The sequence below is a fragment of the Pseudomonas kuykendallii genome (assembly GCF_900106975.1).
In the GTDB taxonomy this organism is placed as follows: Bacteria; Pseudomonadota; Gammaproteobacteria; order Pseudomonadales; family Pseudomonadaceae; genus Pseudomonas_O; species Pseudomonas_O kuykendallii.
Genome location: NZ_FNNU01000004.1, coordinates 488,696 through 502,023 on the forward strand (window position 1 = coordinate 488,696; position 13,328 = coordinate 502,023).

General features: G+C 67.7%; 14 protein-coding genes and 1 pseudogene. 6 read left to right on the plus strand and 9 right to left on the minus strand.

Annotated elements, in window-relative coordinates; translation table 11 throughout:
• Window positions 1-60: 60 nt before the first annotated feature.
• Window positions 61-1,224 (minus strand): acyl-CoA dehydrogenase family protein, encoded by a 1,164-nt coding sequence (locus tag BLV15_RS15605; RefSeq protein ID WP_090230183.1) that lies wholly within the window; start codon window positions 1,222-1,224, stop codon window positions 61-63.
• A 65-nt stretch (window positions 1,225-1,289) separates the two neighbouring features.
• Entirely contained in the window at window positions 1,290-2,123 is an 834-nt protein-coding gene (locus tag BLV15_RS15610; protein ID WP_090230186.1) for an HTD2 family dehydratase, read from the minus strand.
• Window positions 2,124-2,370: 247 nt separating this feature from the next.
• On the opposite strand from BLV15_RS15610, the gene BLV15_RS15615 reads away from it, so the two are divergent.
• Together BLV15_RS15615 and BLV15_RS15620 are read left to right on the plus strand one after the other, a co-directional pair.
• Complete coding sequence (locus BLV15_RS15615; protein ID WP_090230189.1) at window positions 2,371-3,309, plus strand: LysR family transcriptional regulator; 939 nt, start codon at window positions 2,371-2,373, stop codon at window positions 3,307-3,309.
• Window positions 3,306-3,656, plus strand: a complete 351-nt coding sequence (locus BLV15_RS15620) for a 4a-hydroxytetrahydrobiopterin dehydratase (RefSeq protein WP_090230191.1) — start codon at window positions 3,306-3,308, stop codon at window positions 3,654-3,656. The genes BLV15_RS15615 and BLV15_RS15620 overlap by 4 nt, the downstream gene beginning before the upstream one ends.
• 7 nt (window positions 3,657-3,663) lie before the next feature.
• Here the strand turns inward: BLV15_RS15620 and bkdR are convergent, their stop codons facing one another.
• A complete protein-coding gene (gene bkdR / locus BLV15_RS15625; protein WP_090230193.1) occupies window positions 3,664-4,149 on the minus strand; it encodes a Bkd operon transcriptional regulator BkdR in 486 nt (161 codons plus the stop codon).
• 147 nt (window positions 4,150-4,296) lie between these two features.
• Between bkdR and BLV15_RS15630 the strand changes: the two genes are divergently transcribed.
• Both BLV15_RS15630 and BLV15_RS22350 read left to right on the plus strand, forming a co-directional pair.
• Window positions 4,297-5,244, plus strand: coding sequence for a DMT family transporter (locus BLV15_RS15630; RefSeq protein ID WP_090230196.1), 948 nt, complete (start codon window positions 4,297-4,299; stop codon window positions 5,242-5,244).
• A 10-nt stretch (window positions 5,245-5,254) separates the two neighbouring features.
• Window positions 5,255-5,518, plus strand: a complete 264-nt coding sequence (locus BLV15_RS22350) for a transposase (protein WP_245728203.1) — start codon at window positions 5,255-5,257, stop codon at window positions 5,516-5,518.
• Between the two features lie 8 nt (window positions 5,519-5,526).
• On the opposite strand, the gene BLV15_RS22550 is transcribed toward BLV15_RS22350, so the two are convergent.
• The 4 genes and pseudogenes from BLV15_RS22550 to BLV15_RS15650 form a co-directional block, all read right to left on the minus strand.
• The gene (locus BLV15_RS22550) at window positions 5,527-6,390 is read right to left on the minus strand and encodes a methyl-accepting chemotaxis protein (RefSeq protein WP_425438512.1); all 864 of its coding nucleotides are present in this window, start codon (window positions 6,388-6,390) and stop codon (window positions 5,527-5,529) included.
• 39 nt (window positions 6,391-6,429) lie between these two features.
• A pseudogene (locus BLV15_RS22555) lies at window positions 6,430-7,449 on the minus strand (methyl-accepting chemotaxis protein); the annotation flags it as partial.
• 133 nt (window positions 7,450-7,582) lie between these two features.
• Complete coding sequence (locus BLV15_RS15645; RefSeq protein ID WP_090230201.1) at window positions 7,583-8,560, minus strand: nucleoside hydrolase; 978 nt, start codon at window positions 8,558-8,560, stop codon at window positions 7,583-7,585.
• A gap of 114 nt (window positions 8,561-8,674) precedes the next feature.
• A complete protein-coding gene (locus BLV15_RS15650; RefSeq protein ID WP_090230203.1) occupies window positions 8,675-9,463 on the minus strand; it encodes an AraC family transcriptional regulator in 789 nt (262 codons plus the stop codon).
• 86 nt (window positions 9,464-9,549) lie between these two features.
• Here BLV15_RS15650 and BLV15_RS15655 point away from each other — a divergent pair, with 86 nt between their 5' ends.
• Window positions 9,550-10,551, plus strand: coding sequence for a bile acid:sodium symporter family protein (locus BLV15_RS15655; protein ID WP_090230206.1), 1,002 nt, complete (start codon window positions 9,550-9,552; stop codon window positions 10,549-10,551).
• A gap of 230 nt (window positions 10,552-10,781) precedes the next feature.
• On the opposite strand, the gene arfB is transcribed toward BLV15_RS15655, so the two are convergent.
• On the minus strand, window positions 10,782-11,195 hold the full coding sequence (gene arfB, locus BLV15_RS15660; protein ID WP_090230208.1) for an alternative ribosome rescue aminoacyl-tRNA hydrolase ArfB: 414 nt from the start codon (window positions 11,193-11,195) through the stop codon (window positions 10,782-10,784).
• A gap of 190 nt (window positions 11,196-11,385) precedes the next feature.
• On the opposite strand from arfB, the gene BLV15_RS15665 reads away from it, so the two are divergent.
• Window positions 11,386-12,441 (plus strand): metal-dependent hydrolase, encoded by a 1,056-nt coding sequence (locus BLV15_RS15665; RefSeq protein WP_090230211.1) that lies wholly within the window; start codon window positions 11,386-11,388, stop codon window positions 12,439-12,441.
• Between the two features lie 239 nt (window positions 12,442-12,680).
• Here the strand turns inward: BLV15_RS15665 and BLV15_RS15670 are convergent, their stop codons facing one another.
• Window positions 12,681-13,328 carry a YceH family protein gene (locus BLV15_RS15670; RefSeq protein ID WP_090230213.1) on the minus strand — a complete coding sequence of 216 codons (648 nt, stop codon included), beginning with the start codon at window positions 13,326-13,328 and terminating at the stop codon, window positions 12,681-12,683.

The following is a 13,328-nucleotide window of genomic DNA, read 5'->3' on the forward strand; positions in this document are numbered from 1 at the left end:
CCCTACGGAGGTCCGGGTGGGTGGGCTTCAGCCCACCGATCTTCAGCCCCCCGCTCCAGGTCAGAACGAACGCGGCAGTTCGAGCAGATGCTCGGCCACGTAGGACAGGATCAAGTTGGTGGAGATCGGCGCCACTTGGTACAGACGCGTCTCGCGGAATTTGCGCTCAACGTCGTACTCGTTGGCGAAGCCGAAACCGCCGTGGGTTTGCAGGCAGGCGTTCGCCGCTTCCCAACTGGCCTTGGCCGCCAGGTACTTGGCCATGTTGGCCGCCGCCCCGGCATTGATGCCGCTGTCGTATTCGGCGCAGGCGCGCCAGCGCATCAGGTCGGCGGCCTCGATCTCGATGTGCGCCTCGGCGATGGGGAACTGCACGCCCTGGTTCTGCCCGATCGGCCGGCCGAACACCACGCGGTCGCGGGCGTAGGCGCTGGCCTTCTCGATGAACCAGCGACCGTCGCCGATGCACTCGGCGGCGATCAGCGTGCGCTCGGCGTTGAGCCCGTCGAGGATGTACTTGAAGCCCTTGCCCTCTTCGCCGATCAGGCTGCTGGCGGGAATCTCCAGGTTGTCGAAGAACAGCTCGTTGGTCTCGTGGTTGACCATGTTGGCGATGGGCTGCACGGTCAGGCCGTGGCCGATGGCTTCGCGCAGGTCGACGAGGAAGATCGACATGCCCTCGGACTTCTTCTTCACCTCGGCCAGCGGCGTGGTGCGCGCCAGCAGGATCATCAGGTCGGAATGCTGGATGCGCGAGATCCACACCTTCTGCCCGTTGATCACGTACTTATCGCCCTGGCGCACCGCGGTGGTCTTGATCTTGGTGGTATCGGTGCCGGTGGTGGGTTCGGTGACGCCCATCGACTGCAGGCGCAGCTCGCCGCTGGCCAGCTTCGGCAGGTAGTAGCGCTTCTGCTCCTCGCTGCCGTGCCGCAGCAGGGTGAACATGTTGTACATCTGCCCGTGCACGGTGCCGGAGTTGCCGCCGCAGTGGTTCACCTCCTCGAGGATCACCGAGGCCTCGGCCAGGCCAAGGCCGGAGCCGCCGTATTCCTCGGGAATCATCGCCGAGAGCCAGCCGGCCTCGGTCAGCGCCTTGACGAAGGCTTCGGGAAAGCCCTTCTCCTCGTCGATCTTGCGCCAGTACTCGGCGGGGAATTCGGCGCAGAGCGCGCGCACGCCGTCGCGGATGGCATTTAGTTCGTCCTGGTCGTAGGTCTTCATAGCGTCCTCTTGTTCTTGTCGGGCGCACCGGCGCCGATCGGGTGGGGCGTCGTCACGGGGACGGATTACGCCGGGTCGAATTCCACTTCCGCGCTCTGCGCGATGCCGTCGGCGTTGCCGGCCCACAGCTCGGCCTTGCCCGGCGCGACGATGCGCCCGCCGACCTCGAACGGCTGCGGCGCGATCAGCGGACGCACGCCGCGGTAGGCGAAGCGGCGCAGGCGCGCCTGCGGGTTGGCGCGGCAGAACGCGCGCAGGTTCAGCGTGGCGATCATCGGGCCGTGCACCACCAGGCCGGAGTAGCCTTCGGTGCCGGTCACGTAGGGGAAGTCGTAGTGGATGCGATGGCCGTTGAAGGTCACCGCCGAGTAGCGGAACAGCAGGGTCGGCGTCGGCTCCACCGATTCGCTCCAGTCGCCCGCCGCCGGCAACTCGCCGCTGGCCGTCTTCGGAGGCGTCGGTTCGCGGTAGACGATGTCCTGCTCCTCGCGGATCGCCAGGCGGCCATCCTGCGAGTAGTCATGGCGCACGGTGACGAACAGCAGCGCGCCGGTACGGCCGTGCTTTTCCTCGATGTGGGTGATGGTCGATACGCGCCCGGCTTCGCTGCCAGCACGCAGCGGCTCGTGAAACTCCAGCCGCCCGCCGGCCCACATGCGGTTGCGGTTGTCGGCCGGCGGCAGGAAGCCGCCGCGCGCCGGATGGCCGTCGCCGCCGAGGCCGCTTTCGGCGATCGGTTCCTGGAAGAAGCACCACTGCCACAGCGGCGGCAGCGCCTCGCCGTGGGCCGGCGTCGGCTCGTCGAAGGTGGCGGCGATGCGCTTGAGCAGGTTGCGGCTCAACTGATCGTGAGCCTCCTCGGTGCGCCCGATCCAGGCGCTGAAAGCAGAATCGCTCATGGGTGAATTTCCGCAGCGGTTATTGTTGTGGGCGGATCATGCTGGGCGACCAGCGTTCTGAGAATTTGCATTTACGTAAGCCGGCGTTCGTTTATGCTGAACGCAGTGCCGCGTTTGAGCGGCACACACCGGGGGCTTCAGCCTCCCAATACTCGCCCGCGACTTACCGCGTGGGCTGAAGCCCACCCTACGGACTGTTGTCAATTCGCGAGCATTCGACCTTGCGTTCTACAAGGGAAAACAGCGTATGCATTTCGATCTGGCTGACCTGCGACTGTTCATCCACATCGCCGAATCGCCCAGCCTGACCCAGGGCGCCCGCCGCGCGTTTCTTTCGCCGGCCGCGGCCAGCGCGCGGATCAAGGCTCTCGAAGGCCAGCTCGGCAGCCGCCTGCTCTATCGCGACAGCCGTGGCGTAGAGCTGACTCCGGCGGGCGAACGCCTGCTGCAGCACGCGCGACTGATCATGCGCCAGGTCGATTACCTGAAGAGCGAGTTCGCCAGCAACGGCGCCGAAACCGCCGGACATATCCGTATCTACGCCAACACCACCGCGGTGACCGAATTCCTTCCTGAAGTGCTGGCGCGCTTCCTCGCCGAGCGCCCGGCGGTCACGGTGGACCTGCAGGAAAAACTCAGCCGCGACATCGTTCGCGGCGTGCTCGACGGCGCTGCCGACCTCGGGATCATCGCCGGGCCGGTGGAAGCTACCGGGCTGCAGGTGCTGCATTTCAGCACCGACCACCTGGTGCTGGCGGTGCCGCTGGGCCATCCGCTGGCCAGCGAGCAGCGCGTCACCCTGCGCCAGACGCTCGCCTACCAGCACATCGGCCTGCACGACGGCAGCACCCTGCTCAGCTTCCTCCGCGACCACGTCGAGCGCCTCGGCGAAACCCTTTCGCTGCGCATCCAGATGTCCAGCTTCGAGGCGATCTGCCGGATGGTCGAGGCCGGCGTCGGCATCGGCATCATTCCCGAATCGGCGGCGCGCCGGCACAGCCGCACCATGCAGCTGGCGACGGTGGAGCTGGACGAACCCTGGGCCATGCGCGAGCGCAGCATCCTGGTGCGCGAACTGGAGGCGCTGCCGGGTAGCGTGCGTGCGCTGATCGCCACCCTGCGCCCGGACGTTGCGCTGCTGCCGGTGTCCGAAAACACGGACAACCTGCTCACGGAGCAACCATGAACGACCTCGGAAAACTCCCCTGCGAAGCCTGCCGCGCCGATGCGCCGGTCCTCGACGAGCAGGCGATTTCGGCCCTGCACGCACAGCTTCCGGACTGGTCCCTGGTGACTCTCGACGGTGTGCGGCAACTGGAGCGCGACTTCGCCTTCGCCGACTTCAAGGCGGCGCTGGCCTTCGCCAATGCCATCGGCGAACTGGCGGAGGCGGAAAACCATCATCCGGCGCTGCGGGTCGAGTGGGGCAAGGTGCGGGTCAACTGGTGGACCCACAAGATCCACGACGTACACCGCAACGACTTCATCCTGGCGGCGCGGTGCGACGAGGCGTTCGCCCGCCTCGGCGCCTGACGCGCAGTCAGGCCAGGGTCAGGCCATTGGCCGGCAACGGCAGCGCGGTCTTGTAGAGCACCTGCTTGAGCGCGAAGCTCGAGCGGATGTTGGCCACGCCCGGCACCTTGGTCAGGTGATCGAGGATAAAGCGCTCCAGCGCCTGGATGGTCGGCACCAGCACCCGCAACAGATAGTCGGCGTCGCCGGTCATCAGGTAGCACTCCATCACCTCCGGCCGCTCGGCGATCGCCTGCTCGAAACGCTGCAGTGCGTCTTCCACCTGTTTCTCCAGGCTGACGTGGATGAACACGTTGACGTGCAGCCCGAGCAGGTCCGGCGCCAGCAGCGTCACCTGCTGGCGGATCAGTCCGAGCTCCTCCATCGCCTTGACCCGGTTGAAGCACGGCGTCGCCGAGAGGTTCACCGAGCGGGCTAGCTCGGCATTGGTGATGCGGGCGTTCTCCTGGAGACGGTTGAGAATGCCGATGTCGGTGCGGTCGAGCTGGCGCATGAGAGAGATATTCTCCGAAAATAAGACTTTGGAGAGTGAATATCTTCAAAAAGCCATAAACGCAATGAATTTGAGAAAAACTCTCCCCTCGGGGAGTAATAAAGTTTTCTCCAGCCACGCCAACCCTAGCCGCGCTGGAGGATATCCATGGCCCACTTTCGCAACGCCTGCACCGCCGCCCCGGACGCGCGCCGTGCGCTGTTCTCCACCCGCAGCAAAGGCGTCGCCCTGCTGCTGGTGGCGATCCTGATCTGGGGCGCGAACTGGCCGGTGATGAAGACCGGCCTGGCGCACGTCACGCCGATCTGGTTCTCGGCCACCCGCTTCGTCCTCGGCTGCCTGTGCCTGTTCGTCGTGCAGATCGTCACCGGCACCCTGCGCCTGCCGCGCCGCCGCGACCTGCCGCTGATCGCCAGCGTCGGGCTGCTGCAGATGCTCGCCTTCACCGTGCTCGGCGCCATCGCCATGCTCGACATCCCGGCCGGGCGTTCGGCGGTGCTCGCCTACACCACGCCGCTGTGGGTGACGCCGGCGGCGATCCTGTTCTTCCGCGAACGGCTTTCCCCCCGCCAGTTGGCCGGCACCCTGCTCGGCGTGCTGGGCGTCGCCGTGCTGTTCAACCCGCTGGCGCTGGACTGGAGCGACGGCCGCCTGGTGAAGGCCAACCTGATGCTGCTCGCCGCCTCGTTCTGCTGGGCGCTGTGCATCCTTCACCTGCGCCACGCGAAGGGCAGCGCCAGCGCCTACCAGCTGGCGCCCTGGCAGATGCTCACGGCGAGCGTGCCGCTGCTGGCGATCGCCTGGATCGTCGAGGGGCCGTTCAGCGGCGATGGATCGCGCACGTTCTGGCAGGTGGCGCTGTTCGTCGGCCCGCTGGCGACGGCGTTCTGCTTCTGCGCGGTGAATGCGGCGAGCATGTGGCTGTCCACCACCAGCATGTCCTCGGCGATGCTCGGCGTGCCGGTGGTAGGCCTGATCATGGCGGTGATCTTCCTGGGCGAAAGCCTCAGCCTGACGCTGGTCGCCGGAGTGCTGGCGATCGTCGGCGGCATCCTGCTGGTGACCGTCGCGCCGCGCGCCGGCGGCGCACGCTGAGGGCGAAGCCATGCGCAAACCGCGCTTCAGCGACGAGCAGATCGCCGCGATTCTCGCCGAGGCGGCGGCCGGCGTGCCGGCCGCCGAACTGTGCCGGCGCCACGGCATGTCCGACACCACCTTCTACACCTGGCGCAGTCGGCGCTGGCAGCAGGACGAGCGGAAATCCGGCTGCGCCGAACTGCGCCGCGCGCTGGCGCAGCAACAGGAGCAGATTCGTCGCCTGCGGGCATGCCTGGAGAACCACGCCGGCGGCGAATCGATCAGCGGCTGAGCGGCGTCTCAGACGCGGAAGTGGCCGACCATGGCCTGCAACTGCCCGCCGAGGCGCGCCAGTTCGACGCTCGACTTGGCGATTTCCTCGCCCGCCGTGGCGGTCTGCTCGGAGATGTCGCGCACGTTGACCACGCTGCGGCTGATCTCCTCGGCCACCGCGCTCTGCTGCTCGGCCGCCGCGGCGATCTGCTGGTTCATCGACTGGATGTTCGACACCGTGCCGGTGATGTTTTCCAGCGCGCTACCGGCCTTGCGGCTCAACTCCACGCTGGTATCGGTGACCGCGCGGCTGCCCTGCATGATGGTGGCGACTTGTTGCGTGCCCTGCTGCAGGCCGGCGACCAGCACCTCGATTTCTTCGGTGGAGTGCTGCGTGCGTTTCGCCAGGGCGCGCACCTCGTCGGCGACCACGGCGAACCCGCGCCCGGCCTCGCCGGCCCGCGCCGCTTCGATGGCCGCGTTGAGCGCCAGGAGGTTGGTCTGCTCGGCCACCGCCTTGATCACGTCGACCACGCTGCCGATCTTGTCGCTCTCGGTCTGCAGCACGCCCATGGCGTCCGAGGAGCGCACCACTTCCTGGGCCAGCCGCTCGATCTGGGCAATCGCCTCGATCACCACCCGGTCGCCCTCGCGGGCTTCGCCATCGGCCTGCGAGGCCGCCAGCGAGGCCTGCTCGGCGTTGCGCGCGACCTCCTGCACGGTGGCGGACATCTCGTGCATGGCGGTGGCGACCTGGTCGGTCTCGATCTTCTGCGTATTGACCCCGGCAGCGGTCTGCTCGGTCACCGCGGACAGCTCTTCGGCCGCGCTGGCGATCTGGGTGACGCCGTCGCGAATCCCGCCGATCAGCTCGCGCAGGGTCGCGCCCATGCGCTGGATGCCCTGCTGCAGCACGCCCAGTTCGTCGCGGCGCTCGACGACGAGGCTCTGCGCCAGGTCACCGGCGGCGATGCGCTCCACCGCGGCCAGGGTATCGCGCAGCGGACGGGTGATCTGACGGGTGATGATCCACGCCGCGAGCACGCCGAAGAGCACCGCCAGCAGCGCCGCGACGATCTGCACGCCACGCGCCTGGGCGCTTTCGGCGTCGCGCCGGTCGACCTGCAGCTGGGTCAGACGCTCGTCGTAACTGACGATCTCCTCCGCCTGTTCGGTCAGTTTCCCGCGCACATCGACGAGGTCGGCGTTGGCCTTGACGAAGGCCAGCAAGGCGTCTCGGTAGGCACTCAGGGCGCTGTCGATCTGGGTGACGAGTTGCGGATGGTCCGCGCCGAACACGGCCTTGAACGCGGCGAACGCGCGCTGGGTGTCGTCCAGCTGGGTCATCGCCGTGCGCTCGGTGTCGGCAGTCGGATTGCCGGTGTAGCCGCGCACCTGGTAGCGCACCATCTGCCAGTCTTCCCGGGTCTGGGTGATCGAGCGGAACTGCGAGAAGCGGCTCTCGTCGTCACTGGGCAGCTGCAACACCTGGGCGTTGATGGTCTTGATCGCGTCGTTGATCCTGAGCGCATTGTCACCCATCGTCAGGCGCGCCTGCTGGGTGGCCTTGTAGGCCTCGCGCATCAGGTTCAGCGAACGCTGGTAGTCGGCGATCACGGCCGACTGCTGCTCCAGCAGGCGCGTGCTCTCCGGGCTGATGAAGAGTTCGTGGATCTTGTCGTGGTCGCGAAGGTAGGTGTCCAGCGCGCGCTGCACGGCGGCGGCGGCCTTCTCGTCGCCGTTCGCCAGCATGTACTGCAGGCGGGCGATGCGCAGCGCCGTCAGCGCATCGCCGAGCCGGTTGATCTGGCTCATCGCGTTGCTGCGTTGAATCACGCTTTCCAGGCTGTTCCAGCCTGCCGAGGCGAGGATTACGGTAAGGATCAGCACCACGCCGAAGCCAAGTCCCAGCTTGCGTGTGACGCTCAGGTTGTCGAGCCAGCTCTTCATGAACACTCCCAAAGATTTCGATTTTCGATTGTCGGTAATCGCTGGAATTGTTCTTGTAAGCCAGCAGCACGCAGAAGCCGCTGTCACGGCCGCTTGGTTGACACTACGCGGCGCCCGGGCGCCGCCAGGGCGCTCAGGCCAGCGCAGGCGCCGGCGGTATCGCGTTGTCGGCGGTCAGCACCGCCTCCATCCAGTCCTCCACGGCGGCGGCGTCGACGCCCAGGCAGACATCCACCGGCGGCGTGCCGCTCCAGCGCTCGCTGACGAACTCGCGACCGGCCTCGGCGAACACCGTCTGCCCCTCGGCGATGCCCTCGGTGACCACGTTGAGGTGCCCGCGCACGCTACGAAACAGCTCCGGCCGACGCAGCCAGGCCACCGCGCAGCTGTCGTGCGGGCAGCAGCCATCGCGGCCGAGAAAGGTGCGATAGAAGCCCGCGTAGAACTCGAAGGCGCGCGCCAGGACCGGCCCCAGGCGCGGCTGCGCATGGGCGATGCGCGCCATGCGCGGCGGGTCGATGAGGGTGCGGTGGGTGACGTCGAGGCCGACCAGCGTCAGCGGCCAGCCGGCGGTGAGCACACGCTGCGCGGCATGCGGGTCGGAGTAGATGTTGGCTTCGGCCAGCGGCGTGACGTTGCCGCCCTCGCGGATCGAGCCGCCCATCACCACCACCCGCGCCACCCGGCCGGCCAGGTGCGGATCGAGTGCCAGCGCCTGCGCCAGGTTGCCCAGCGGGCCGACCGCGACCAGGGTGATCTCGCCGGGGCGCAGGCGGGTCTGCTCGATGATGAACTCGGCGGCGTTCTGCTCGATCGCCCGGCGTCGTGGTTCGGCGAGGTTCTGGTTGCCCAGGCCGTCGGCGCCATGGATGTGCGCCGGAACCGGCAGCGGCTCCTTGCGCAGCGGCTTGCCGATGCCGCGCGCCACCGGCACGTCGACGCCGGCGTGTTCCAGCAGGAGCAGCGCGTTGCGCGTCGCCGTGTCGACGGAAACGTTGCCGAAGGTGGTGGTCACGCCGAGCAGCTCGATGCCCGGATCGGCGAGGATCAGGGCCAGTGCCTGGGCGTCGTCGATACCGGGATCGGTGTCGAAAATGATCGGGATGGGCACGCGACTCTCCAGAAGCGGACTGGCCGCGTGGGAAAATGCGCGGATTCTACCGAGCCAACCAGCGAATGACACGCTTTAGTCACTTTACCGGCGTCAACTTCGTGACAGCCTATGTCAGACGTTGAAGAACTCCCCCGGCGTGCAGCCGAAGTGCTGGCGGAAGGCGGTGATGAAGGCCGAGGTGGATTCATAGCCGCAGCTCAGGGCGACATCGGTGACCCGCTCGCCGTTCTCCAGTGGCGCCAGCCCGTGCAGCAGGCGCAGACGCTGGCGCCAGGCGCGGAACGACAGCCCGGTCTCGCGCAGGAAGATCCGCGACAGGGTCTTCTCCGACACGCCGATGCGCGCTGCCCAGTAGCCGAGATCGCGCCCGTCGGCCGGGTCCGCCTGGAGGCTCTCGCAGAGCACGCGCAGGCGCTCGTCCACCGGCAGCGGCAACGACAGGCTGACCTCCTCGGCCTGGCGCAACTGGTCCAGCAGCACCTGCACAAGGCGGCCGTCGGCGCCCTCCTCGGCATATTCGCTGGGCAGCGCGGTGAAGCTGCGGATCAGCTCGCGGGTCAGCGGCGAGACCTCCACCACCTGGCAGCGCGCCGGCATCCAGGGCGCCGCCGATTGTTCGATGTAGAGGCTGCGCATCTCCGCGCGGGCGTTGCTGCCGACCTGGTGCTGCAGCCCGGCCGGGACCCAGATCGCCCGCTGGGGCGGCGCCACGTAGCTGCCCTCGGCGGTGTGCACGCCGAGCACGCCCTGGATCGCATAGGAAAACTGCACCCAGGGGTGGCTGTGCAGCGCCGACCAGGAATCGCTACCGAGGGATTCCACCCGCGCATAGACCGGCCGCGGCAGCCGGTCCAGCTGCGGAATCTCACGCGGAACGATGGAATGTCCGTTTGGCGGCATATTCTGGCTTTCTAGCGTTAGTCGGAAGTTTCCCCGAGGCGTAGAGTCGCAGACCTGATCAACCCACGCCACCGCCGAGAGATTCCATGGCCCGTCCTCGTCTGCTGCCCGACAACCTCACCCTCGCCCTGATCGCCACGGTGATCACCGCCAGCCTGCTGCCGTGCAGCGGTTCCGTCGCCGAGGTGTTCCACTGGGCGACCACCTTCGCCATCGGCATGCTGTTCTTCCTGCACGGCGCCAAGCTGTCCCGCGAGGCGGTGCTCGCCGGCTTCCTGCACTGGCGCCTGCACCTGCTGGTGCTGTGCTGCACCTTCGTGCTCTTCCCGCTGCTCGGCCTGGCGCTGAAACCGCTGCTCTCGCCGCTGGTCACGCCGCAGCTGTACCTCGGCATCCTGTTCCTCTGCGCGCTGCCGGCCACCGTGCAGTCGGCCATCGCCTTCACCTCGCTGGCGCGCGGCAACATCCCGGCGGCGGTGTGCAGCGCCTCGGCTTCGACCATGATCGGCATCTTCCTAACACCGCTGCTGGTGCAACTGATGCTCGGCGTGCAGGGCAGCAACGGCGGCCTCGACGCCATCGGCAAGATCGTCCTGCAGCTCTTCGTGCCCTTCGTCGCCGGCCAGCTGGCCCGCCGCTGGATCGGCCGCTGGGTGGATGCACACAAGGGTTCGCTGAAGTTCTTCGACCAGGGCTCGATCCTGCTGGTGGTCTACACCGCGTTCAGCGAGGCGGTCATCCAGGGGCTCTGGCAGTCGATTCCGCTGCCGGCGCTGGTCGGCCTGCTGGTGTGCTGCTGCATCCTGCTGGCCCTGTCGCTGGGCATGACCACGCTGCTCGCGCGCAAGCTCGGCTTCTCCAGGGAGGACGAGATCACCATCGTCTTCTGTGGCTCGAAGAAGAGCCTGGCGAGTGGCGTGCCGATGGCCAACGTCCTGTTCGCCAGCAGCGCGGTGGGCGCGATCATCCTGCCGGTGATGCTGTTCCACCAGATCCAGCTGATGGTCTGCGCGGTGCTCGCGCAACGCTACGCGCGGCGTTCCGAAACCCCGGCCATGGAAACCAAAGCCGCCAACGCCCCCCTGTAGGAGCCCTTCAAGGGCTCCGATTGCGAGCACGGGTACCCGAAGCATGCGTAGGGTGGAACGCGCTTTATCGATCCACCTGGCGGTGCAACGGATTCACTCTGCAAGGCGGTGCAACGGATTCAGCGCCGCTGCAACGGTGGATGAAAAGAACCTTATCACCCTGCAAGGGGCGCCCGGAGCCTCTGCTGGATTGCTGTGCGCCGGAGGGTCAGATACGCGACTACGCCGGATCACACCTCCACCCGCCCGCGCCCGGCCTTGATCGCGCCGCGCTTGGCCTTGCCCTCCAGGCGGCGCTTCTTCGAGCCGAGGGTCGGCTTGGTCGGGCGACGCTTCTTCTCCACCTTGCCGGCGCCGCGAATCAGCTCGGCCAGGCGCTCCAGGGCGTCGGTGCGGTTCTGTTCCTGGGTGCGGTACTGCTGCGCCTTGATCACCACCACGCCCTCTCCGGTGATGCGACTGTCGCGCAGCGCCAGCAGGCGTTCCTTGTAGAACGGCGGCAGCGACGAGGCCTGGCTGTCGAACCGCAGGTGCACCGCGCTGGAGACCTTGTTGACGTTCTGCCCGCCGGCGCCCTGGGCGCGGATCGCGGTGAGTTCGATCTCGTCATCGGGCAGGTGGACGGCGTTGGAGATTTCCAGCATGGCGGGCGTTCGTCGTGGGAGCGGATGACTACCCTACCTAAGACCGCGACGCCTGGCCTCCGATCCGCGCAAAACCCGCCCCGGCGTCGACACCGGCGACATTCGCGGAAACCTTTTCCGACGATCCGTTGCCCACCGCACGGGCACCGATGGATTACCGTTGCGGCAACGACCGGCAAAAGAGACCAGCATGGATTCGATAACCCAGGCGGTGCTAGGCGCCACGCTCCAGGCCGCCCTGCTCGGCCGCTGGCAGGGACGCAAGGCGCTGCTCTACGGCGCCGCCCTGGCGACCCTGCCGGACCTCGACGTGGTGATCGATTATGGCGACGCGGTGGCGGGAATGACCTACCACCGCAGTTTCAGCCATTCCCTGCTGGTGCTGACCGGCCTGGCGCTGGCGCTCACCCTGCTGCTGCGCTGGCGCCCGCATCCCGGTTATTCCGCCGGGCGGCTGTTCGTCACGCTGTGGCTGGTGCTTGCCACCCATCCGCTGCTGGACGCCTTCACCAGCTACGGCACCCAGCTGTTCTGGCCGTTCACGCCGACGCCGACCGCCTGGTCGACGGTGTTCATCATCGACCCGCTGTACACCGCGCCGCTGCTGGTGGCGGTGATCGGCGGGCTGGTCCACGGCCTGCGCGACAAGCCTCCGCGCCTGCCGCTGCTGGCGCTCGCGCTGTCCAGTCTGTACCTGGGATTCACCGTCGCCGGCAAGCAGATGGCCGAGCAAGCGGTGGAGAAGGAACTGGCGCGCCAGGGCATCCACGCCGACGCGCTGTTCAGCGGGCCGACACCCTTCAACAGCCTGCTCTGGCGGGTCATCGTGCGCGACGGGGCGGATTACCACGAGGCGGTGGTCGGCTGGTTCGACCGCCAGCCGCCGCGGATCGAGCGCTTCGCCCGCGGCACCGGCTTGCACGCCGTGCTGGCCGATTCGCCGCAGGAAAAGCGCCTGGAATGGTTCACCGGCGACTGGCTGCGCTACGACGAGATCGGCGACCAGCTGATCGTCACCGACCTGCGCCTGGGCATGACCGGCTTCCATCCCTTCCGCTTCCCGCTGGCGGAACGCCGCGACGGGCAGTGGCAGCTGATCCCCTACGTCGAACGCCTGCCGATGGAGCGTGGCGGCGCGGCGCAGATGAAGCTGATCTGGGCACGCATCTGGCAGCAGCAACCGCCGCTGCCGCTGCGCGAATGGGCGGAAATGCTGAAGCAGACGAGTCGCCCTGTTGGAGCGTGAGCCCTGGGCGCCACGCTGCTGCGGTATTGGTGCGCGCGGCGCACCCTACGGAAGCATCGGCTCCCGACCTCATCGCGCAAAGCACCGCACCGTAGGGTGCGCCATGCGCACCGCTGCCTTTGGTGCGCGCGGCGCACCCTACGAATTGCATTGGCATTCCGACCGCATCCCCCGGAACATCGCACCGTAGGATGCGCCACGCGCACCGATGCGGTGGCTCTGCGCACCGGAGGGCCAGATCAGCCTTCCAGCCGCGCCAGGCGCTCTTCCAGCGCGGCGACGCGGGCTTCCAGTTCGGCCAGGCGTTCGGCCTGACCACCCCGCGTGGTGGAGGATTCGCCGCCTTCGGCACGCGCGGCGATGATCGCCTGCAGCTCTTCCGGGTCCACCAGCAAGTGCATGAAACGCTCCTCGCGCTGGCCGGGCTGGCGCTGCAACTGAACGGCCATCTGGCGTGACGCCAGGCGTTCGAGGTGATGCTGGACCTGCCCCACATCCTCGAAATCGTGCATGCGACCGCTACGCGCGAGCAGCTCGCCGAGGGTCTGCGGACCACGCAACAGCAGCAGGCCGAGCAGCACCAGTTGCGGCGCGACCAGCCCGAGGGTCTTGTCCGCGCGCTGCTCCCAGCGGTCGGCGCGGCTGCCCATCACCAGGCGCACCAGCCCGCGCCCTTCGAGGCTGCGCAGGGCCTGGCCGACCTGGCCGGGGGTCAGTTCCATCACCGGCTCGCGGCTGGTCTTCTGGTTGCACGCGAGAACCGCCGCATTGAGGGTCAGTGGATAGCTTTCCGGGGTGGTGAGCTGCTTTTCGATCAGGCTGCCGAGCACGCGCGCTTCGGCGGCGTTGAGGGGTTCGACGGGCTGGATGTCCGTTTCTTCGGTCAT

What these genes read in the sequence shown, in the direction of transcription:
- BLV15_RS15665 (WP_090230211.1), top strand. Translation starts at nt 11,386, where the DNA reads ATGGATTCGATAACCCAGGCGGTGCTAGGCGCCACGCTCCAGGCCGCC.
- BLV15_RS15670 (WP_090230213.1), bottom strand. Translation starts at nt 13,328, where the DNA reads ATGACCGAAGAAACGGACATCCAGCCCGTCGAACCCCTCAACGCCGCC.
- BLV15_RS15610 (WP_090230186.1), bottom strand. Translation starts at nt 2,123, where the DNA reads ATGAGCGATTCTGCTTTCAGCGCCTGGATCGGGCGCACCGAGGAGGCT.
- BLV15_RS15630 (WP_090230196.1), top strand. Translation starts at nt 4,297, where the DNA reads ATGGCCCACTTTCGCAACGCCTGCACCGCCGCCCCGGACGCGCGCCGT.
- BLV15_RS15605 (WP_090230183.1), bottom strand. Translation starts at nt 1,224, where the DNA reads ATGAAGACCTACGACCAGGACGAACTAAATGCCATCCGCGACGGCGTG.
- BLV15_RS15620 (WP_090230191.1), top strand. Translation starts at nt 3,306, where the DNA reads ATGAACGACCTCGGAAAACTCCCCTGCGAAGCCTGCCGCGCCGATGCG.
- BLV15_RS22350 (WP_245728203.1), top strand. Translation starts at nt 5,255, where the DNA reads ATGCGCAAACCGCGCTTCAGCGACGAGCAGATCGCCGCGATTCTCGCC.
- BLV15_RS15615 (WP_090230189.1), top strand. Translation starts at nt 2,371, where the DNA reads ATGCATTTCGATCTGGCTGACCTGCGACTGTTCATCCACATCGCCGAA.
- arfB (WP_090230208.1), bottom strand. Translation starts at nt 11,195, where the DNA reads ATGCTGGAAATCTCCAACGCCGTCCACCTGCCCGATGACGAGATCGAA.
- BLV15_RS22550 (WP_425438512.1), bottom strand. Translation starts at nt 6,390, where the DNA reads ATGGGCGCGACCCTGCGCGAGCTGATCGGCGGGATTCGCGACGGCGTC.
- BLV15_RS15650 (WP_090230203.1), bottom strand. Translation starts at nt 9,463, where the DNA reads ATGCCGCCAAACGGACATTCCATCGTTCCGCGTGAGATTCCGCAGCTG.
- bkdR (WP_090230193.1), bottom strand. Translation starts at nt 4,149, where the DNA reads ATGCGCCAGCTCGACCGCACCGACATCGGCATTCTCAACCGTCTCCAG.
- BLV15_RS15655 (WP_090230206.1), top strand. Translation starts at nt 9,550, where the DNA reads ATGGCCCGTCCTCGTCTGCTGCCCGACAACCTCACCCTCGCCCTGATC.